Origin of the sequence: Actinobacillus equuli, assembly GCF_900636745.1 — a bacterium.
Classification (GTDB): Bacteria; Pseudomonadota; Gammaproteobacteria; order Enterobacterales; family Pasteurellaceae; genus Actinobacillus; species Actinobacillus equuli.
Map to the genome: position 1 here is coordinate 1,910,389 of NZ_LR134310.1, position 21,613 is coordinate 1,932,001.

The window sequence follows — 21,613 nt, forward strand, 5'->3', positions numbered from 1 at the left end:
AGCAAGTACCCTAATCGCCAAATATTGGTTATCATAGACTTAAATTCTTATTTAACTCGATACTCAATTTTGTTTATGTTTGATGCCAAATCCTTTCTTGCCGATGTACCTCATCTTCCCGGTGTTTACCGCATGTATGATGCGAAAAATACCATTATCTATGTCGGTAAAGCCAAAGATCTTAAAAAACGCTTATCCAGTTATTTTCGTAGCCAACTCGCCAGTAAGAAAACCGAAGCGTTAGTTGCTAACATTCATCATATTGAAACCACAATTACCCATTCGGAAACGGAAGCGTTACTGCTTGAACATAATTACATTAAAGAGAATCAGCCGAAGTACAACGTGCTTTTGCGTGATGATAAATCCTATCCGTATATTTTACTCACAAAGCATCAGCACCCTCGAATTACTTCGTTTCGCGGTAGTAAAAAAATTGCCGGCGAATATTTCGGTCCGTATCCGAATGCAGGGGCAGTGCGTGAAACGCTAAACTTGCTGCAAAAACTGTTTCCGATTCGCCAATGTGAAGACAGTTACTATAAAAATCGTTCTCGCCCTTGTTTGCAATACCAAATCGGGCGTTGTCTTGCCCCTTGTGTAGAAGGTTATTACTCACAAGCGGAATATGATAACCAAGTAAATCTAGTCCGTTTATTTTTACAAGGCAAAGACGGGCAAGTGATAGAGCATTTGGTACAAAAAATGGAAAGTGCTGCACAAGAGCTGGATTTTGAAGCAGCAGCTCGTTTTCGCGATCAGATTCAATCGGTGCGAGCGGTACAAGAAAAACAATTTGTGTCTAACGAGCGTTTGGATGATCTGGATATTATTTCGATCGCTTATCAGCACGGCATTGCTTGCGTACATATTTTATTTGTGCGCCACGGTAAGGTATTGGGCAATCGTTCCTATTTTCCTAAAGTACCGAACAATACCGATTTAACCGAATTGGCAGATACTTTTGTCGGTCAGTTTTATTTACAAATGAACCAACATCGCACGATACCGAATCAAATTATTATTGATCAGCCGTTAAGTGAAGCGGCGGCATTAGCTAATGTACTGTCGGAACAAGCGGGACATAAAGTCAGTATTGTCGATAAAACTATTCGTGGCGATAAAAGCCGCTATTTGGCACTAGCGAAAACCAATGCGGAAGCGGCACTGACCTTACAACTGAAACAAGATACGCATATTCGCCAGCGTTATGACTCGCTCAAAGCATTGCTCAATTTAGCGGAAATCAAGCGGATGGAGTGTTTCGATATTTCTCACACAATGGGCAATCAGACGGTCGCGTCTTGTGTGGTGTTTGATGAAAACGGACCGTTAAAATCGGATTACCGTCGTTTTAATATTGAAGGCATTACCGGCGGCGATGATTATGCGGCAATGGAACAAGCCTTATTAAAACGTTATGACCGTAATTTAGAAGAAGAAAAAATCCCGGATATTATTTTTATTGACGGTGGTAAAGGGCAGCTTAATCGAGCGTTAGAAACCTTTGCTTCGTTAAATGTCAGTTGGGATAAGCGTAAACCGTTATTAATCGGCGTGGCGAAAGGGGTAGAGCGGAAAGCCGGTTTAGAAACCTTATTGATCAGCAAATGGGATAAAGAAATACACTTACCGCCGGACAGTCCTGCTTTGCATTTGATTCAACATATTCGTGATGAATCTCATAATCATGCGATTTCCGGACACCGCAAAAAACGCCAAAAAGCTTTTACGGAGAGTGGATTGGAGTCAATTGCCGGAGTGGGAGCAAAACGTCGCCAAGCGTTACTGAAATATCTCGGTGGTATGCAGGGTGTGAAATCCGCCACGTTAGAAGAAATTCAATCCGTGCCCGGCATTTCAAAACAACTTGCCGAAGTGATTTTTGATACGTTACAAAATAACTAAGTAGCAAGCGGTTGAATTTTCAGAATTTTTTGCAAATTTAACCGCTTGTTTTTACTACATTTATTCAAAGCAAACGTTTGCGCAAGCGTTTGCAAAAGCGTATAATTCGCCCCAATTTTTTTACTTTGAGGCATTTATGCAAAATTTACGTTATCCTGTTGATTCCAAACCTCCTTTCGGATTAACCCTTCTTCTTGCTGCACAACATCTTTTAGCGGCGCTTGGCGGTATTATCGCCGTGCCACTTGTTATCGGTAATGTACTTAAACTTCCGACTCCAGATACGATTGTATTAGTGAATGCGGCATTATTGGTTTCAGGGATCGTAACCATCATTCAATGCCAAGGTATCGGCCCGATTGGCTTACGTTTACCGAGCGTGATGGGAACCAGCTTTACTTTCGTGGCGGCAGCTTTAGCGATTGGTTTTAGCGAACATGGTGTTGCTGGCATTATGGGCGCTTCGTTAGTCGGCTCATTAGTGATGATTATCGGTAGTTTCTTTATGCCGTATGTGCGTAAATTATTCCCGCCTGTCGTTACCGGTGTGGTGGTTATGATGATCGGTTTAAGCTTAATTCCAGTTGCGGTGGATTGGTTCGCTGGCGGTCAAAAAGGCGATGCACATTATGCGGATCCGGCAAATCTTGCAATGGCGACTTTTGTACTTGTGCTGGTTGTGATTTTAGTACAATGGGGTAAAGGTATTTTCTCAGCGGCAGCGATTGTGATCGGTATGATGGTCGGTTATGTAGTGGCGTTAGCATTAGGTTGGATCAACTTTGATGCGGTTAAAAATGCAGAAACTTTTGCCATTCCGCAGCCATTGCATTTCGGATTAGCATTTCCGATTTCAGGTATTATCGGGATGTCGATTGCTTATTTAGTGACGATTGTTGAATCAAGCGGTAACTTCTTAGCTTTAGGTAATGCTACGCAAACCGAAATTACCGGTAAGCATTTACGTGGCGGGGTATTATGTGACGGTTTAGGTTCTGCATTTGCGGCAATTATGTCAACCACGCCATTCTCATCGTTTGCACAAAATATCGGGGTCATTTCGTTGACCGGTGTGGCAAGCCGCTATGTGGTAACGATTATGGGCGTATTACTGGTTTTAGCCGGTGTGTTCCCATGGTTAGGGGCATTAATCGTTTCGATTCCTAGCCCGGTATTAGGCGGTGCGGGCTTAATGATGTTTGCCATGATTATTGCCGCCGGTATCCAAATGTTGGATAAAGTGGAACGTTCAAAACGTAATGGTTTAATTATTGCCATTTCAATCGGTTGCGGTTTAGCGGTGACGACTCGTCCAGAATTATTAGATAAGTTACCGAGCTTCTTTAAAGAGGTATTCGGTTCGGGCATTACGGTCGGATCACTACTTGCATTAGTGCTAAATCTGATTCTTCCTGAGGATAAGGAATAAATAATTAGTGTAATTGGAAAAACTTACTTGAAATTGGGTAAGTGAAGCCTTATCTTACGAAATAACTTAACGCCACGGTCAAGTGGCGTTTTCTTTTTAGATTATCAATTAAGGAAACAAATTATGACATTACAAGTTACTGACGCAACTTTTGAACAAGAAGTTTTAAAATCGGACGTTCCGGTATTATTAGATTTCTGGGCTCCATGGTGTGGTCCTTGCCGTATGGTTGCGCCAATTTTAGATGAATTATCAGAAGAGTTTGCCGGTCGTGCAAAAATTGCTAAAGTAAATGTGGATGAGAACCAACAAATCCCTGCACAATTCGGTATTCGTTCAATCCCGACATTAATTCTTTTCAAAAATGGTGAAGTGGTTGCAACGCAAGTTGGTGCATTACCAAAATCACAATTAAGTGCATTTGTTGAGCAAGCGCTTTAATTTTTATTTCGAGAAAGGGCGAATTTGGTTCGCCCTTTTTCATTTGCAAAAAAATTGTTAAAAAAGACCGCTTTAGGCTAATAAAGCCTAGCAATATCAAGCACAAATAGGTACAATCCATAAGTTACACTTTTTTACAATTGGTAAGAGTAGATTCGAGGGCTTAGCCCCATTCTTTGGAGAAATTTATGTCGTGGAATGAACCAGGCAATCAACAAGACCCATGGGGTAAGCCGGGTCAAAAGAAGCCTGAGCAGCAAGGTTCACAACAAGAGCCAAATAAGCAAAATAATCGCCAAGAGCCGCCGGATTTAGAGGAAGCTTTTAGTTCTTTATTAAAGAAAATGGGTGGTAATAAAGATAATAATTCTGCCCCTTCGCAAAATTTTGGTAAATTTCTACCGCTTGCTTTGATTTTCGCTGCCATTGTATGGGGCGTATCAGGCTTTTATACGGTTAAAGAAGCCGAGCGTGGCGTAGTAACCCGTTTCGGTAAACTTCATAACATCGTAATGCCGGGTTTAAACTGGAAACCAACCTTAGTTGATGAAGTGACGCCGGTAAATATCGAGCGAGTTTCCGAATTGAAAACCAGTGGCTCAATGCTGACACAAGATGAAAATATGGTACAGGTTGAAATGACCGTTCAGTACCGCGTTGAAGATCCGGCTAAATATCTGTTTAGCGTGCGTGATGCGGATGATAGCTTAAAACAAGCGACCGACAGTGCGTTACGTTATGTGATCGGGCATATGTCGATGGACGATATTTTAACCACTGGTCGTGCGACAGTACGTGAGAAAACTTGGCAAACCTTGCGTGATATCATCAAGACTTATGATATGGGGTTATTAGTCACTGACGTAAACTTCCAATCTGCTCGTCCGCCGGAAGAAGTAAAAGACGCATTTGATGATGCGATCAAAGCGCAAGAAGACGAACAACGTTTAATCCGTGAAGCGGAGGCTTATGCACGTGGTCGTGAGCCGATTGCACGTGGTCAAGCACAGCGTATCGTAGAACAAGCAACTGCATATAAAGATCAAGTTGTATTAGAAGCAAAAGGTGAGGTAGAGCGTTTCTCTAAACTTTTACCGGAATATAAATCATCGCCGAAAGTAATGCGTGAGCGTTTATATATTGAAACGATGGAAACAGTGATGAAAAACACGCCTAAAGTGATTATGGACGGTAATGGCAATAATCTAAATGTGTTACCAATGGATAAATTATTGGCTAAACCGGCTGCTTCTGAATCAGTAAGACAGGTCGCGCCTATCGTTATTCAGCAACCGCAAGTTGTTACGCCGGCTCAAACACATTCTGTACCTAGTTCACAAACTAGTACGCAAAATGCAGAACCGGTACGTAAAGGGAGATTTTAATAATGCGTAAATTATTATTACCTGTTTTAGCATTTGTGGGATTTATCGTACTTTCTTGTGTAACGATTGTGCCGGAAGGCTATCGTGGCATTATGTTACGTTTTAATAAAGTGCATCGTGACGCAGACCAAAAAGTGGTGGTTTATGCACCGGGTTTACACTTTAAAGCGCCGTTTATTGATAGCTTAAAAGTGTTGGATGCGCGCATTCAAATTTTAGATGGTCAAGAAGATCGTTTTGTAACGGTTGAGAAAAAAGACTTATTAGTTGATTCTTACGTAAAATGGCGCATCAGTGACTTCGGTCAATTCTATACGGCAACCGGCGGTGATGCACAACGTGCTTCGGATCTTTTAAAACGTAAAGTGGGCGACCGTTTACGTTCTGAAATCGGTTCGCGTACGATTAAAGATATCGTATCGGGTTCTCGTGGTGAATTGATGGCGGGCGCACAAAAAGCATTAAATGACGGTGATGACGGTGCTGAGAAACTTGGTATCGAAGTGGTTGACGTACGTGTGAAGCAGATCAACTTACCGAATGAAGTTTCATCTTCAATTTATCAACGTATGCGTGCGGAACGTGCTGCAGTTGCAAGCGAACATCGCTCGCAAGGTGAAGAAAAAGCTGAAATTATTCGTGCCGAAGTAGATAAGAAAGTGGTTCTTATTGAAGCGCAAGCGAAGAAAACTGCCGAAACTTTACGCGGTGAAGGTGACGCACAGGCTGCAAAAATTTATGCAGACGCATTCAGCCAAGAGCCGGAGTTTTATAGCTTCGTTCGTAGCTTAAAAGCATACGAAAATAGTTTTGCGAAAGATCAAAGCAATATGATGCTACTTAAATCGGATAGCGAGTTCTTCCGCTTTATGAAAGCACCGACAAAATAATTGTATCTATAAGGCCCGATCTATATCGGGTCTTTAATTTTTCATTTACTACAGCGAAAACACCGAAGGAGACATAGTGTGCAAGCGGTTAAATTTGCAAATTTTGCAAAAAATTAGACCGCTTGTTTAGTGTTTTTTGTGTATTCGGTAGTAGAAAATCCATTCATATTAACAAAAAGAGGCAATTCCTATGGGTAAAAGTGTTGCTATTCTCGGCGCTCAGTGGGGCGATGAAGGGAAAGGTAAAATCGTAGATTTATTAACTGACCGTGTAAAATACGTGGTTCGTTATCAAGGTGGTCACAATGCAGGCCATACCTTAATTATCAATGGTGAAAAAACTGTTCTTCGTCTTATTCCAAGCGGTATTTTACGTGATAATGTAACCTGCTTAATCGGTAACGGTGTAGTGCTTTCTCCGGAAGCATTAATGAAAGAAATGGGTGAATTAGAAGCACGTGGTATTAACGTTCGTGAGCGTTTAAAAATTTCAGAAGCTTGCCCATTAATTCTTCCTTACCATGTTGCAATGGATCATGCGCGTGAAGCGGCATTAGGTAAAAATAAAATCGGTACAACCGGTCGTGGTATCGGTCCGGCATACGAAGATAAAGTTGCTCGCCGTGGTTTACGTGTAAGCGATTTATTTGACAAAGAAGCGTTTGCTGAAAAATTAAAAGATATTTTGGATTACTACAACTTCCAATTAGTACATTACTATAAAGTTGAGCCGGTAGATTTCCAAAAAACTTTAGACGATGTATTTGCGGTAGCTGATGTGATTAAAGGTATGGTTGCGGACGTAACAACTTTACTTCACGAAGCACGTAAAGAAGGCGTGAATATCTTATTTGAAGGTGCGCAAGGCACAATGTTAGATATCGACCACGGTACATACCCGTTTGTAACTAGTTCAAATACTACTGCAGGTGGTGTTGCAACCGGTTCAGGTTTTGGTCCTCGTAATCTTGATTATGTATTAGGTATCATCAAAGCATACTGTACTCGTGTTGGTAGTGGTCCGTTCACAACAGAATTATTTGATGAAGTTGGTGCGGAAATCGCACGTAAAGGTAATGAATTCGGTGCAGTAACCGGTCGTCCACGCCGTTGTGGTTGGTTTGATGCGGTAGCAGTGCGCCGTGCAGTACAAATTAACTCGATTTCTGGCTTCTGTATGACTAAATTAGACGTATTAGACGGCTTTGAAGAGTTAAAAATCTGTACCGCATACAAAATGCCAAACGGTGAAATCGTAGAATACGCACCGATGGCAGCGAAAGATTGGGAAGGTGTTGAGCCGATTTACGAAACAATGCCGGGCTGGTCTGAAAACACCTTCCGTGTCACTAAGCGTGAAGAGTTACCACAAGCGGCATTAGATTACATCAAACGTATTGAAGAGCTTGTTGGTGTGCCGGTTGATATTCTTTCAACTGGTCCGGATCGTGTGGAAACAATGATCTTACGTGACCCATTTGCGGCGTAATTTCGTTTAAATTTTAAGTTGTTTTCTTACCACGGAAAACACGGAGTTCACGGAATTTTCTGTGTATTCTGTGCTTTCCGTGGTAATTGTTTTTTTGATACTTGTCTGAAAAGCAGTTAAATTTGCAAATTTTTAGCGAAATTTAACCGCTTGTTTGGGCAACTTATTTTCCGTAGTGAAACCGAAAAATGAAATTTATTATTAAACTTTTCCCTGAAATTATGATTAAAAGCGATTCGGTTCGTAAACGCTTTATCAAAATTCTGACCTCAAATATCCGCAATGTTTTATTGCGTGAAACTGAAAATGTGGCGGTTATTCGTAACTGGGACTTCATTGAAGTACGTGCCAAAGTGGCGGAAGAAGCACCAATAGTGTTGGAATTACTAAAACGTACGCCGGGTATTCACCACATTTTAGAAGTGGAAGAAATGCCTTTTGTTACCATGCACGATATTTTTGAAAATACATTGGCAAAAGTACGTGATGAATTGGAAGGTAAAACATTCTGCGTGCGTGTACGCCGTAAAGGTAAGCACGAATTCCGTTCGTTAGACGTAGAAAAATATGTCGGTGGCGGTTTAAATCAACATATTGAATCGGCTCGGGTGAAATTAACCAAGCCGGATGTAACTGTGCGTATTGATATTGACGGTGACAAAATGTTGCTAATCAATGCTCGTCACGAGGGTTTAGGCGGTTATCCGATAGGAACGCAAGAAGATGTGTTATCGCTTATTTCCGGTGGCTTTGATTCGGGCGTATCGAGTTATATGCTGATTCGTCGTGGCTCACGTGTACATTACTGCTTCTTTAATTTAGGCGGAGCAGCGCACGAAATCGGTGTAAAACAAATGGCGTACCATATTTGGAGCCGTTACAGCACTTCACACAAAGTCCGTTTTGTGGCGATTAATTTTGAAAATGTGGTCGGCGAAATTTTAGAGAAAGTCGATAACGGTCAAATGGGCGTGGTGTTAAAACGTATGATGGTGCGTGCCGCAAGTAAAATCGCCGAGCGTTTCGATATTCAAGCGATCGTGACCGGCGAAGCGCTAGGTCAGGTTTCAAGCCAAACTTTAACCAATTTACGTTTAATCGATAAAGCGTCCGATACATTGGTATTACGTCCGTTAATCACCCATGATAAAGAGCAAATTATTGCCATGGCAAAAGAAATCGGCACCGATGATATTGCTAAATCTATGCCGGAATTTTGTGGTGTCATCTCGAAAAATCCGACGGTGAAAGCGATTGAAAGCAAAATTGTGGAAGAAGAGGGGCATTTCAATTTTGAAGTGTTGGAACAAGCAGTGGCAAACGCACAGTTCCTCGATATTCGTGAGATTGCTCAACAAACGGAACAAGAGGTTGTGTCGGTTGAAACTACTTCTGAATTAACGGAAAACGATATTATTTTAGATATTCGTAGCCCGGAAGAAACCGATGAAGCACCGTTTAGTTTGGACGGTGTAGAAGTAAAATTAATGCCGTTCTATAAACTTTCAAGCCAGTTCGCTTCGTTGGATCAATCGAAAAACTACTTACTTTACTGCCAACGTGGGGTAATGAGCAAATTACAAGCGCTTTATCTCAAAGAGAATGGCTTTAGTAATGTAAAAGTGTTCCGACACTAATTATTTAGTACGTTAAAAGCGGTCATTTTTTGCAAAAGTTTTGCAGAATTTGACCGCTTTTTTGTCACGCCATATTTTCCAATTTAGCAAAACTCATTTGATTTCTCGTTGCTTTTTCATCAAAAATAAATCCATAAAATAGTTCTCCACAAAGCAATCATATATGGAGAACTAACATGAATCCTAAATATAGTCCATTATTTACCCCTTACACACTTAACAATGGCGTAGAGATCAAAAATCGCCTAACTGTTGCGCCTTTAACCATTTACGACTCTGGCGAAGACGGCGAGATAACGGAAGCGGGTCGCCGTTTTTGGCAAAATCGTTTTGAAGGTTTTGGCTTGTTTATTATGCCCTTTACCAACGTTCACCCAAGTGGCATTGGCTTTGAAAGCCCCAATGCTTTTGATGAACGCCATTTACCTACCTTGCGTGAATATTCTGAAATCGCCCACGCACAAGGGGCAAAAGCGGTGGTACAGATTGCCCATTCTGGCAGTCGTGCCGAACGTTCGATGACCCAAGGATACGATGTGATCGCTCCAACCGGTGATCTGTACGGACGATTCCGCACGATGACAGAACAGGAAGTGTGGGAAATGGTGGACAGTTTCGCTTATGCCGCAGAATTAGTGATGAAAGCAGGCTTTGACGGTGTGGAAATCCACGGTGCAAATGGCTGGCTTATTCAACAATTTATGTCGGCAGCAACCAATCTACGCACGGATTACTGGGGCGGAAATTTGGAAAAACGAATGCGTTTTCCGCTCGCGATTGTGGATAAAATTGATGAAATGCGTAAAAAATATAACCGCCCTGATTTCATCATTGGTTACCGTTTCTCGCCTGAAGAACCGGGTGAAGACGGCATTACGATGAAAGAAACGCTCGCATTAGTGGACGCATTATTGGAAAAACCGTTGCAATATCTGCACATTTCATTGTGGGATTTCTACAAAAAAGTTCGCCGTGGGGCTGATAGCAATCTTACCCGAGTGCAAGTGGTACACGACCGTATCAATGGACGAATGCCGTTCTTTGCCTCGGGCAATTTGTACACCGCAGACGATATGCTTAATGCCTACCAAACAGGCTGGGTGGAAAGTGTTTCAATCGGTAAAAGCATTATGCTCAACCCGAATCTCGTGGAACTGATCCAGACTGGACGAGAAGCAGAAATTGAAAGCACCTTCGACTGGGAAAAAGCGGATTACTACCGCTACACCCCAGCAATGCTACAAGGCACAATGGCTGGCACGGATTTCTTCCCACCGTCAAAACAAAATGGTGTGAGATATAGAACTAATTATTTTTAAATGGAGGAATGTTGTCGCTGATCTTATCGGCATAAGAGGCACCCTGTTGTGTGGGTATTATTAAACAACGAAATCGTAAAATAGCAAACAGCCTGAGAAGTGATGTTCTCAGGCTGTTTTTGTTTGACTTGATAGAGAAAATGAGAAATTACAAGCGGTAGGATTTTGGGAAAAATTTGCAGATTTTTGACTGCGCTTTGGGGGAAATATTTCTTAAAATATCTACTCTAATAATAGAGAATATGATTCTCTAATCCACTGAAAATCTGTTTTAGCCAATAAATATCCAATCAAACCAGAAGAATACCAAAGTGTACAAATAATGATAACCCATAAAAATCTAGTTAATAGTTTCTGATTTTTAAGTTGATTTACAATTGTATTTTTGTTTTTAATCCATAAATCGTTCTTTAACTGTTTAGGAAGTTTTTCTTCAAATAATCTAAATTCTTCTTCAATATAGAATAAGTTACGTTGCTGAATCCATAATACTAATGCACATAGCAAAGTATAAACCATTAGAGAAAGTGTACTTCCCCAATGTAAATCTATTTTAGCTAAGTTAAACACAGCAGTGGCTATAGGTAATCCCAAAACTTGAGTTACTGATTTACCTAATGCATCATTTATTCTAGTTGTAAATTTAGAAGCATTTTCTTCAATTTTTTTAACAAATTTACCATAAGAAAAATCTTCAAGATAAAGATCATGCTGTGTTAATGCTTGATTTTTAATATTTACAATATCTTCAAGAAGATCACAAATATCGTGTTGAGTTCTACCTTCTTTTTCTGTTAAATAATCAGTTAAAGCAGTGGAAAATGCATTCTTCTTCGAATGAAAATGTTCATTTTCTGTGTCAGTTCCAAACCATTCACAAATATCGTTAATGGCCTGAATTTGGGCTTCACTAAGTTCTCGAATAAGTTTAACAAGTAATGTGCTATTTTGTGCTTTTAACGCTACTTCAGAAGGTTTTTTACTAAAAAAGACGACGATATTATTAGTTACATAAAAACGCTTTTTATCAGTTAAGAGCTTTAATAGAGTTGATACTTTATCTAAATTATTTAATGTAATTTGTTTGCTTGAAGATTGATATAACAACCATTGGTGTTCAACAACATTTTCAAGATTTGGATTTTGCCACCATTCTCGTTTTCTATCGAAATATTGTTGGTAGCTTGCGTAGCCCAACCCATCTTGTAGTTGTGGCAATAAAGTAAATGACGTTTTCGCCCCAATATTTAATCCTGAATTTCCTAGCTCAAATTCAGCACTGATCTCAGACCATTCTTGCAACTCATCAATATCTTGCTGTTTTTTAGGTGTAACAAAGCCTGTCAGCTTATTTGAACCGACAGACATTTCTGTAACTAAACTAAAAAACTCATTTAAATTCATTGTAATAAACTCTCATAACGTTGAGTTATCTGACTAAATTCATCTTGCTCTAGTTCTATTTTCAGATATTTCTTCTCGTTAGTTTCATCTGTTTCAACAAAAACTGTTTTACCTAATTCTTTCATTTCACCTTTAATCAAAATGCCTTTATTGGAAAGAGATAAATCAAATTTTTCGTAAGGCTTTAATTTGGCAGCATCTACTTTAAAAGATGAATCTAATACAACATTATGTTCTTGACGATACTCAGAGAACTTAAGCTGATTATCTAAACCATAAGTAGTTAATGCACTATTAAGTAATACATCAATATCTTCTTCAATATGTACAGATTCGCCATTTTCAAATTTATTACGCATTAACGTTACAATATCCGTTTCTACTTTATGACGAATTTTAGGATCTTTAAATACTTCTGATGTGTAATTTTTTACATTTTTTAATAACGAAGATGTTGTTCTACCATTATCAATTTTTTCACCTACTGGGATAAATTCTTGAATATATTCAGGCAGTTTAGAATTTCCTCTTTGGATCCATTGAATATAATAATTATCTGGCTGATCACCATTTGGCATAGCATAATGAGCTGCCATTTGGGTTAGATTAATTTTAATTCCTATTTTTAGAGCATCATTATCAATTACATTTGTATCAGAAAATTCTCCTTGAGAATCAATATTGATGTATTTATTCAAACTGATTAGAGAAATTAGTAAATAATCTACCTCATCTTTACGATAAAAGACCATTGGTACATATTCACCTGTAGTAGCTGTTTTCTGTGTAACAAAATGATATAGCCCTTGCGCTAAATCTTTCGATAATTGAAGATAATCTATCTGCACTTGTGATGAAAAATAGCTACTTGCTAATACCTTAGATAAGGTGTGTTGAATACCAAAACCACCACTAATAGAACTATTTTTTCCTGATTTCTGCAATTGTTGCTCAGCGTAATCAACAAAAGTAGATAAATGATGATTTGCTGTATGTAGCTGTCCTTGCAATTGTAGGCTAGCGTTTGCTGACGGTGCATTTTGTTGTTTTTTTATTTGGTGGATAACCCCAGCTTGAATGTGAATTGTCATTTATCTTTCCTTAGTATTCTTCAAAAATGTACATTACCTAATTATCTCACAGGTAAAATATGGAATATAGTCTTTACTCATTTCTTTCCAACAAAAACGCCCCAATATGCTGATGTACAATACCATCTATATTTTCCTGCCAAAAATCGTCCATTGTGATCACATATTTTGGGTGGTTATCAGCAATGGCTTGCAGGGGCGAAAATTCTCGTTGGACGGTTTGTTCGCTTTCTAGTTTATAGGCAACTTGAATGTAGAGCTTTTCGTTCTGTTTTTGGGCGACAAAATCAATTTCTTTTGTGCCGAGTTTGCCGATGTAAACCTGATAGCCACGGCGTTTGAGTTCAAGATAAACCAAATTTTCCAAAATGCCTGCAATCAGACTGGTACGAAAGCCCATAGTGGCGTAGAGCAAAGAGACATCGCCCAAATAGAATTTTTCTTGGGTTTTCAGAATTTCTTTACCTTTCACATCAAAGCGTTCTACTCGGTGCAAAATAAATGCGCTTTCTAAGGCTTTCAAATAGTTATAAACGGTGTTTAAGTCCACTTTACGTTGTTGGCTTTTGAAATAATCGGCGACATTTTTGCCCGAAAACGTGTTGCCGATGTTGTCAAACGCATATTTCACAATCCGCTCCAATAGCTCCACATCACGGATTTTATGGCGTTGCACGGTATCGCGTAAAATTACGGACGCATAAATATCTTGCACGATTTTATAGGCAACTTCTTGTGGATAGTCCGCTGTATGCACCATTGGAAAGCCACCTTTTTGCAAATATTCATTGAAAAGTGCGGTTGAATTTTCAATATTTGTTTGCGAATAGCCAGCTTTAAAATCCAAAAATTCCTTGTAGGAAAGCGTAAAAATCGGGATTTCCACATAACGCCCCGCAAGATAAGTAGAAAGCTCGGACGACAACAAGTGCGAATTAGAACCAGTGATGTACAAATCCAAATGGAAATCCACCATAAACGCATTGACCGCCTTTTCCCAATCAGCCACTTCCTGAATTTCATCAAGCAACAGATAGTATTTCTCGGTAGTTTGAATTTTTTCCTTCACGAATGCATAGAGTTTATCGGCGGTTTTGTACTCGCTAAAGGCAAAGCTCTCAAAGTTGATATGAATGATTTGTTGTGCATTAACACCTTGGGCGATCAGTTCGGCTTGTAGCAATTTCATTACCGTTGATTTGCCTGAACGGCGAATGCCTGTAATCACTTTGATTAAAGGGGTATTGATAAAAGGTTTGAGCTGTTGGAGATAATTTGGACGGTTAATCATAGTAAAATCTTTTTGGGTTATACTCTAAATTACTGCAAATTTTACTATTTTATTTTGGTTATAACCATAAAAAGTTTTGATTGTTTGGTTTTTTAGACGGTATTTTTTGCTCATATATTTTCCAAATCAGCAAAACTAATTTAACTCATCATTGCTTTTTCATCAAAAATAAATCCCTATAATTGACCGTACTTAAATTATTTTAGGACAAGAAAATGAAAGAACTTAATATCGCCACTCAATCAGGTACGGTATTGCACGGTGTGCTGTTCCCTGCTGAAACCCAAGCGAAAACGGTGGTTATTGCGATTACAGGTATTCACGGTAACTTTTATTCCAATCCGTTTTATTACAACATTGGCGAAACCTTGAGCAAGGCAGGGGTGGATTTTCTTTATGCACAAACTCGCAATGCGTTCGGCAAAATGCAAGAAGTGAATGCCTTAACCAATGAGCCTGAAATCATCGGTTCGTTCAATGAAGATTTTGCAAAAACCATTGAAGATTTGACCGCTTACCTTGATTTTGCCGAACAGCAAGGCTATGAAAATATCGTGTTGGCAGGACATTCGCTTGGGGCGAACAAAGTTATCTATTATTTGAGTGAAACCCAAGATCCACGAGTGAGCAAATTTTTACTACTCAGCCCCGCCAATGTTACCCATTTAACCAACTTTGTTGGCGAGCCAGAGCGAGCCTACATTCGCCAAATGATCGAAAAGGGGCAAGGGCAAAAATTGCTGCCTTTTGAGCTATTTGGCTGGTTGCCTGCCACGGCGGATACCGCCTACCAATGGCTGTATAGCCCGTTGCTGAATAATGTCCACGTGGAAAAAGATGGCGATTTTTCTCAAGTGGAAAAAATTTCTCATTCAGGGGCTTTGTTAATCGGCACGCTTGACCGTTTTACCTATGGCGATCCAAGTGGCTTTTTACGCAATATCAACAACCACTTCACGAATAGCCAAGCAAACGAGCTGATTTTTATCGAAAACACAGGGCATACTTATCAGCAAAAAGAGCAAGAACTGGCGGATAAAATCCGTGATCTGCTGACAACTTGGGGGATTTAATGCCATTTCTATTTTTAAAGACGAACGTCGCTATTTCGCCAGAACAAGAAGTTAAGCTAAAAACAGCTTTCGGCAAGGCGATTGCGTTAGTGCCAAATAAATCGGAGGCGGTGTTGATGATGGAATTGCAAGACAACGCCCGAATGTGGCTGCGTGGCAGTCAGCCACCAATGGCATTTATCAAGTTGAGTTTGTTCGCCAACCCACAACATTTGGGCTACCCTGAATTGACGGCGATGCTCACGCAACAAGTGGCAGAAATTTTGCCTATTCTGCCCGAAAATGTGTATATCCAATTTGACGACATTCAGGCGTGGGGCGTGAATGGGTTTTATCTTGAGTAACAAAATATGCTGAAAATAACTGTCTTTACCGATCCGATGATGGGGCTTTCCTACGAAAGCGAGCCGTTTTTACGCCAGTTGGAAACGCATTTTCCCCATCAACTTCAATTTGCCTATGTAATGGGCGGTTTGGTGAGAAATGTCGCTGACTGGCTGCTGCCGAATGAAACCCTAGCCGAATATAACGCCCGCCTTGCTCGCATTTACGAGGCGGAACAGGCGATTTCAGGCTTGCCGATTTCAATGCCGAACCTCAATTTGTTTACCGCTGAACGCCCTTCGTCCCTGCCGTTAAATTTGGCATACAAAGCGGCACAGTTGGCGGAGAGTTGCAAAGCGGACGTTTTTTTATACCGCTTGCGATACGCCACCATCGTGGAAGTTCGCCCAACCAATGATTTAAACGAGATTTTAGAGGTTGTGCGAGCGGTTGGCATTGATGAATCGCTGTTTTTACGCCATTTTCAAGACGGTTCAGCCCAAGCACAATTAGAGCAGGATATTGCGTTGAAAGATCGCTTGGGCGTGCGTGGTTTGCCTGCCTATCTATTTGAATTTGAAGGGAAAAAGATCTTGGTAAATGGCGTGCTGAATTTTGCTCAATTTACACAAATTATCCGCCAAATTTCAGACGGCAAATTGCAACCCCAAGCCCCAAAACTCACCCAAGAAACGCTCTCGGCACTACTCGCTAAGCACCCTGTGATTTCGCTCATTGAGTTGCAATATGCTTTCAATGCAAGTGAAGCCGAAGTGCGGTTAATGTTGGCAGATTTTTTGGCAAAGGGCGAAGTGAAATGGATGAACAACCCGGCCTTCATTTGCACAAATTTAACCGTTTAACATTGCAACAATAAGCGGTAAAATTCTTGTCAAATTTTGCAAAAGAGAACTTAAAATGGACAGAATCCAAACCTTGCAAGTCTTTACCCACGTGGTAGAAACGGGCAGTTTTTCCAAAGCAGCTGATCAGCTAAATCTGCACGTTTCCGCAGTTTCCAAAGCGGTGAAGTATTTGGAAAATCAGCTTGGTTTACGCCTGCTTAACCGCACCACTCGTAGCCTAAAATTAACCGCAGAAGGCGAAGCCTTTTATGAAAAAGCGCAATTTTTATTAGCCGAGTTGGAAGAAACATTTCAGGATTTATCAGGCGTGAGCCAGCAGGCAAAAGGCAAATTACGCATTGAAATGCCGACTGTTGTCGCCCCTTTTGTGATTGCTAAATTGCCCGATTTTCAACGCCTGTATCCAGAAATCCAGCTGGTGATCACGGTAAGCGATCAGTTGAGTAACTTAGTTAATGACGGTTTAGATTGCACCCTTCGCTTAGGCGAGCTGGCTGATGCCAGCTATATCGCCCGCCGTTTAGCCAATGTAGCAATGCAGACTTGTGCCTCGCCAAGCTATCTTGCCCAACACGGCACGCCTGAAACTTTGGCTGATTTAGCACAACATCACGTTGTACATTATGTTTCAGGTCAGCAGGGGAAAATTATGCCGTGGAAATTTCTTGAACAGTCAGAGGAAGTAGAACAATTTAAAAACACCCACGCTACACAAGTAAATGACTCAAACGCCCTATTATTTACCGCACTTTCAGGGCTTGGCATTGTGCAAATGCCCGATCTGATACTTCGCCCTTATTTAGAACGTGGCGAGCTTGTACCGATTTTGACAGCGCTGCAAACTCCAACTCGCCCACTTTGGATTATTTACCCTCAACGCCAATTTATTCCAAAGCGTTTGGCAGTGTTTATTGAATGGCTCATGGCATTAGCATGGAATGAATAACCGGCCGCTCAAACTAATGATCGAGCAGATCATTGCTTTGCTTTTTAGTTGAGGCATTTGGTTAGAAATAGAAAAGAAAAAGGTGCGACACCGCGCACCTTATGAAGATTAAGCAAATGCTTGTAATTCAGGATTAATCGGTGTTTCGGCGATATTGTTCACATAGTTACATAATGTTGCTAAGCTCACGCCTAAAATCACATCAATCGCATTTTGTTGGTTATAACCGGCAGCAAAGAATTCATTGAGTTGTGCTTCGGTTAATTTTGCTTTCTGTAGCATTACCGCAAGCGTGAAGCGTGCTAACGTATCTAATTTCGGATCTGAAATACGGGCAGTAGCACGAATTTGATCAACGATTTCTTTTGGTGCGTTTAACGCTTTTAAAGAAATTTTAGTATGACCGGCAACACAGAATCCGCAACCGTTTACCACTGCCGCCGTAATTTGTACCACTTCGCGTTCAAGTGGTGTTAAGCTGTTACGGCCGTTAATGCCACCTACCGTACGATAAGTTTCTAACGCAGTTGGAGCATTAGCTAATACGCCGATTAAATTTGGAATAAAACCGTTGGCTTGTTGTACTGCTTTTAATGCTTCTTGTGCTGCTTCCGGTGCGGTTTCAATTGTATGAATTTGAAATTTTGACATGTTATAAGTTCCTTATAGAGAGTAATCTATTTTGTTGAATAATAAAGGTTAAACTCCCTTAAATGCAAAGATTTTTTAACATTTTATGCATATAAATACCTATTTTATATAACAAAAAATTCTATAATGAATGAGAGAAAGGATTGACGTTAATGAACACTAAACATATTTATCTTGCTTCTAATAGCCCGCGCCGCTGGGAATTGTTACAAAATTTAGGCTTGGATTTGCTTCGTTTATCGAGTGAAATTGATGAATCGCCGCAAGCAAATGAAAAAGCAGATGAGTATTGCCTGCGGATTGCCAAACAGAAGAACCAAGCGGCGCAAGCGGTCAGAATTGCGGAAAATCTTGCAGAACACCCGATACTGACGGCGGATACGACCGTTTCAATTGACGGCAAAATTCTCGGTAAACCGAAAGACGAACAAGACGCTTTTGCTATGTTAAAAATGTTATCAGGCAGAACGCATCAAGTATTTACTGCCGTTTGCCTTAGTTACCAAGGCAAGCAAGTGGAATGTCTGCATACCAGTGAAGTGAGTTTTAGAAGATTAACCGATGCTGAAATCCACGCTTATATTGCAACCGGTGAACCGATGGATAAAGCTGGTGCTTATGGTATTCAGCAGTTTGGCGGGGTATTTGTCGAGCGATTATCGGGAAGCTTTACCGGCGTGATGGGGTTACCGGTGTTTGAAACCGTAGAATTACTAAAGCAATTTGATTTGCAAATTTTTTAAAAAATGAGACCGCTTGTAGCCTTGAACAGAGTCAACAAGCGGTCTTTTTTCGAATTAAATTGCTAATTCAAATGCGTAGAAAGCTACTAACGCAATCGCAATAATTACCGTACCTACGTTGAGTTTTTTGAATTCGCCCGAAATGATACGACCGATCACTAACGCGGCAAAGCCAAGCATAATACCGGTTACGATATTAGCAGTTAATACGATAAATACCGCACAAACTAAGCCTGACATTGCACCGACAAAATCATCGAAATCCAGTTTTGATACATTGCTTAACATTAATAAACCGACGTACATTAATGCTGGCGCCGTTGCATAGCCCGGTACTAAAAACGCAAGCGGTTGGAAAAATAACATTAATAAGAAACCGATACCGACAACGACTGCCGTTAAACCGGTTTTACCGCCTACCGCCGTACCTGCTGCCGATTCAATATAAACCGCTGCCGGTGTCGTACCGAATAAACCTGAAAGTACAGAACCTAATGAGTCTGACGTTAAGGCTTTATCGCCGTTAATAATTTGACCGTCTTTATCTAATAAATTCGCTTGACCCGCCACCGCACGAATTGTACCGGTTGCGTCAAAGATTGCAGTCATCACTAATGCAAATACTACAGGTAAAATAGCCGTATTTAACGCACCCATCACATCAAGGTTTAAGAATTGGGAATTTTCTCCGAAGCTCGGCATTTTGAAGAAACCGGCATATTTTACGTTCGGGTCAAACACTAAACCGATGATTGTGATCGCAATAATTACCCATAAAATGCTGCCTTTAACTTTTAAACGCTCTAAACCGATAATTGCCGCTAAACCAAGTAATGCCATAATTACCGGGAATGAGGTGAAATCGCCCATTTTTACCGGTAAACCCGCTTGATTGCCAACCACTAAGCCCACGCCGTTCGCTGCGATTAACAGTAAAAATAAACCGATACCGATGCCCGCACCGTGTGCAATGCTTGCCGGTAGGTTACGTAAAATCCATGCACGGATGCCGGTTACCGAAATGAGTGTGAATAATACCCCCATTAAGAAAATCGCACCGAGTGCAACCGGAATCGAGATTCCTTGACCAAGTACTAAACTGAATGCGGTAAATGCGGTTAAAGAAATCGCACAGCCAATCGCCATTGGTGCATTTGCCCATAAGCCGATTAGAATTGAGCCTAAACCCGACACTAAACAGGTTGCGATAAATACCGATTCAGCCGGAAAACCTGCTTGGCTTAACATACCCGGTACGACAATTACCGAATACACCATTGCTAAGAATGTGGTTAAGCCCGCAATAATTTCTTGGCGGGTATTGGTGCCACGTTCTTCAAACTTAAACAAAGACATAAAATGAAAACCTCAAATAACTAGAATAAAAATTTTAAGGGGCGAATTGTACATAAGTCGGACTCAATAAGCAAACGGTTAGGCAAACGTTTGCATAAAATCCAATAAATAAGCGGTCTGATTTTCTTAAAAATTTGCAAATTCCTCTCAAAAAGAACGGACTTCACAAAAGATTTCATGAAGTCCGTATATCTGTGGCTAAATTTGCAAAAAATTTTAGAAATTTGACCGCTTGTAAGCTCTTAATTAGTGAGCTGAAGCGAGTTGCTCTAAATCTTTATCAATGTAGTATAACGCTTTGCCGTCTTCGCCTAACAGTTTGAATTTATTTAAAATCGAATTAAATAAGAATTCTTCTTCGTGTTGTTCGGCAACATACCATTGTAAGAAGTTAAATGATGAGTAATCTTTTGCTTCAAAAGTCACTTCCACTAATTTATTGATTGAATCCGTTACGTGTTTTTCGTGTTCTAATACGATTTCAAATAAAGATTTTAACGAATCATATTCAGCTTTCGGCGCTTCAATCGCATAAATTTCAGCTAATGAACCGGTTTCATTCAAATAAGTGAATAAGCGGCGCATATGTTCCATTTCTTCGGTTGCGTGCGCTTTTAAGAATTTTGCCGCACCCGGGAAACCATTATTATCCGCCCATGCCGACATTTGCAAATAAACATTTGAAGAATAAAATTCTAAATTTAATTGGTCGTTTAATTGTTTAATAATTGCTGGTGATAACATTATGCGGCTCCTTGTTCGTGATCTAACGTTTCTAAGTCTTTATCGATGAAATAGAGTGATTTATTGCCTTCGCCTGCTACTGCAAACTTATCTAAAATCTCACCGAATAATTTTTCTTCTTCATGTTGTTCTGCAACATACCATTGTAAGAAGTTAAAGGTAGAATAATCTTTTGCGGCAAATGTCACTTCAACTAATTCATTAATTTTTGCAGTGACGTGTTTTTCATGTGTAAGCACTTCATCAAATAGCTCTTTTAATGACGCATATTCTTTACGAGGCGCTTCAATTTTACCCAGTAACGGTAAACTGCCGGTTTCACTTACATAGTTAAATAATTTTTGCATATGTTCTAATTCTTCATCTGCATGGCGAAGTAAGAAGTTTGCCGCACCGGCAAAACCGTTTTTTGAACACCATGCCGACATTTGTAAATAGACGTTCGAAGAGTAGAACTCTAAGTTAATTTGTTCATTGAGTTTATCAATGATTTTTTGTTGTAACATTTTTTACCTCTAAGCTAATATTAAAAATTTGTTAAATAATGAGAGCTAATTTCATTACGAAATCCAGATACGACAAAGGGGCGGAAAAATTTCCACCCCTTTGAATAATTGCACTAATTA

Annotated in this window: 20 protein-coding genes; 13 read left to right on the forward strand and 7 right to left on the reverse strand. The window is 40.2% G+C overall.

From position 1 onward, the window contains the following. The first annotated feature begins 75 nt into the window (after window positions 1–75). The 8 genes from uvrC (at window position 76) to EL121_RS09010 (ending at window position 10,498) form a co-directional block, all read left to right on the forward strand. Window positions 76–1,908: an excinuclease ABC subunit UvrC gene (uvrC, locus tag EL121_RS08975; protein WP_039196270.1), complete on the forward strand. Its 1,833-nt coding sequence runs from the start codon at window positions 76–78 to the stop codon at window positions 1,906–1,908. A 136-nt stretch (window positions 1,909–2,044) separates the two neighbouring features. Then, the gene (locus EL121_RS08980) at window positions 2,045–3,337 is read left to right on the forward strand and encodes a nucleobase:cation symporter-2 family protein (protein ID WP_039196272.1); all 1,293 of its coding nucleotides are present in this window, start codon (window positions 2,045–2,047) and stop codon (window positions 3,335–3,337) included. 123 nt (window positions 3,338–3,460) lie between these two features. Next, window positions 3,461–3,778: a thioredoxin gene (gene trxA / locus EL121_RS08985; protein ID WP_005597935.1), complete on the forward strand. Its 318-nt coding sequence runs from the start codon at window positions 3,461–3,463 to the stop codon at window positions 3,776–3,778. A gap of 188 nt (window positions 3,779–3,966) precedes the next feature. Further along, on the forward strand, window positions 3,967–5,163 hold the full coding sequence (hflK, locus tag EL121_RS08990; RefSeq protein WP_039196274.1) for an FtsH protease activity modulator HflK: 1,197 nt from the start codon (window positions 3,967–3,969) through the stop codon (window positions 5,161–5,163). Between the two features lie 2 nt (window positions 5,164–5,165). Further along, on the forward strand, window positions 5,166–6,053 hold the full coding sequence (gene hflC, locus EL121_RS08995) for a protease modulator HflC (protein WP_039196276.1): 888 nt from the start codon (window positions 5,166–5,168) through the stop codon (window positions 6,051–6,053). 190 nt (window positions 6,054–6,243) lie between these two features. After that, window positions 6,244–7,542, forward strand: coding sequence for an adenylosuccinate synthase (gene purA / locus EL121_RS09000; RefSeq protein WP_014991093.1), 1,299 nt, complete (start codon window positions 6,244–6,246; stop codon window positions 7,540–7,542). Between the two features lie 188 nt (window positions 7,543–7,730). Then, on the forward strand, window positions 7,731–9,179 hold the full coding sequence (gene thiI, locus EL121_RS09005) for a tRNA uracil 4-sulfurtransferase ThiI (protein WP_039196278.1): 1,449 nt from the start codon (window positions 7,731–7,733) through the stop codon (window positions 9,177–9,179). Between the two features lie 176 nt (window positions 9,180–9,355). Beyond that, window positions 9,356–10,498, forward strand: coding sequence for an NADH-dependent flavin oxidoreductase (locus EL121_RS09010; protein ID WP_039196280.1), 1,143 nt, complete (start codon window positions 9,356–9,358; stop codon window positions 10,496–10,498). A gap of 222 nt (window positions 10,499–10,720) precedes the next feature. Here the strand turns inward: EL121_RS09010 and EL121_RS09015 are convergent, their stop codons facing one another. The 3 genes from EL121_RS09015 to EL121_RS09025 form a co-directional block, all read right to left on the reverse strand. Continuing rightward, the gene (locus tag EL121_RS09015; RefSeq protein ID WP_039196282.1) at window positions 10,721–11,902 is read right to left on the reverse strand and encodes a hypothetical protein; all 1,182 of its coding nucleotides are present in this window, start codon (window positions 11,900–11,902) and stop codon (window positions 10,721–10,723) included. Continuing rightward, window positions 11,899–12,993 (reverse strand): nucleoid-associated protein, encoded by a 1,095-nt coding sequence (locus EL121_RS09020; protein ID WP_039196284.1) that lies wholly within the window; start codon window positions 12,991–12,993, stop codon window positions 11,899–11,901. Before EL121_RS09020 ends, EL121_RS09015 begins: the two co-directional genes overlap by 4 nt. A 73-nt stretch (window positions 12,994–13,066) precedes the next feature. After that, on the reverse strand, window positions 13,067–14,284 hold the full coding sequence (locus EL121_RS09025) for an ATP-binding protein (RefSeq protein WP_039196286.1): 1,218 nt from the start codon (window positions 14,282–14,284) through the stop codon (window positions 13,067–13,069). A gap of 215 nt (window positions 14,285–14,499) precedes the next feature. Here EL121_RS09025 and EL121_RS09030 point away from each other — a divergent pair, with 215 nt between their 5' ends. Genes EL121_RS09030 through EL121_RS09045 form a run of 4 tightly spaced genes read left to right on the forward strand, consistent with a single transcriptional unit; the run spans window position 14,500 to window position 17,493 of the window. Then, window positions 14,500–15,357: an alpha/beta fold hydrolase gene (locus EL121_RS09030; protein WP_039196287.1), complete on the forward strand. Its 858-nt coding sequence runs from the start codon at window positions 14,500–14,502 to the stop codon at window positions 15,355–15,357. Then, window positions 15,357–15,701, forward strand: a complete 345-nt coding sequence (locus EL121_RS09035) for a phenylpyruvate tautomerase MIF-related protein (protein WP_039196288.1) — start codon at window positions 15,357–15,359, stop codon at window positions 15,699–15,701. Before EL121_RS09030 ends, EL121_RS09035 begins: the two co-directional genes overlap by 1 nt. A gap of 6 nt (window positions 15,702–15,707) precedes the next feature. Continuing rightward, window positions 15,708–16,544 carry a DsbA family protein gene (locus EL121_RS09040; RefSeq protein WP_081978349.1) on the forward strand — a complete coding sequence of 279 codons (837 nt, stop codon included), beginning with the start codon at window positions 15,708–15,710 and terminating at the stop codon, window positions 16,542–16,544. Between the two features lie 55 nt (window positions 16,545–16,599). Further along, window positions 16,600–17,493, forward strand: a complete 894-nt coding sequence (locus EL121_RS09045; protein WP_039196289.1) for a LysR family transcriptional regulator — start codon at window positions 16,600–16,602, stop codon at window positions 17,491–17,493. Window positions 17,494–17,601: 108 nt separating this feature from the next. Here EL121_RS09045 and EL121_RS09050 read toward each other — a convergent pair whose 3' ends face one another. After that, a complete protein-coding gene (locus EL121_RS09050; protein ID WP_014991095.1) occupies window positions 17,602–18,144 on the reverse strand; it encodes a carboxymuconolactone decarboxylase family protein in 543 nt (180 codons plus the stop codon). A gap of 152 nt (window positions 18,145–18,296) precedes the next feature. Here EL121_RS09050 and EL121_RS09055 point away from each other — a divergent pair, with 152 nt between their 5' ends. Beyond that, window positions 18,297–18,887: a Maf family protein gene (locus tag EL121_RS09055; RefSeq protein ID WP_039196290.1), complete on the forward strand. Its 591-nt coding sequence runs from the start codon at window positions 18,297–18,299 to the stop codon at window positions 18,885–18,887. 54 nt (window positions 18,888–18,941) lie between these two features. Here EL121_RS09055 and EL121_RS09060 read toward each other — a convergent pair whose 3' ends face one another. From EL121_RS09060 to ftnA (EL121_RS09070), 3 genes are all read right to left on the reverse strand, one after another. Next, a complete protein-coding gene (locus tag EL121_RS09060; protein WP_039196291.1) occupies window positions 18,942–20,243 on the reverse strand; it encodes an NCS2 family permease in 1,302 nt (433 codons plus the stop codon). Window positions 20,244–20,489: 246 nt separating this feature from the next. After that, window positions 20,490–20,987: a non-heme ferritin gene (ftnA, locus tag EL121_RS09065; protein ID WP_039196292.1), complete on the reverse strand. Its 498-nt coding sequence runs from the start codon at window positions 20,985–20,987 to the stop codon at window positions 20,490–20,492. Continuing rightward, window positions 20,987–21,493 (reverse strand): non-heme ferritin, encoded by a 507-nt coding sequence (gene ftnA / locus EL121_RS09070; RefSeq protein ID WP_039196293.1) that lies wholly within the window; start codon window positions 21,491–21,493, stop codon window positions 20,987–20,989. The genes ftnA (EL121_RS09065) and ftnA (EL121_RS09070) overlap by 1 nt, the downstream gene beginning before the upstream one ends. Window positions 21,494–21,613: the final 120 nt, after the last annotated feature.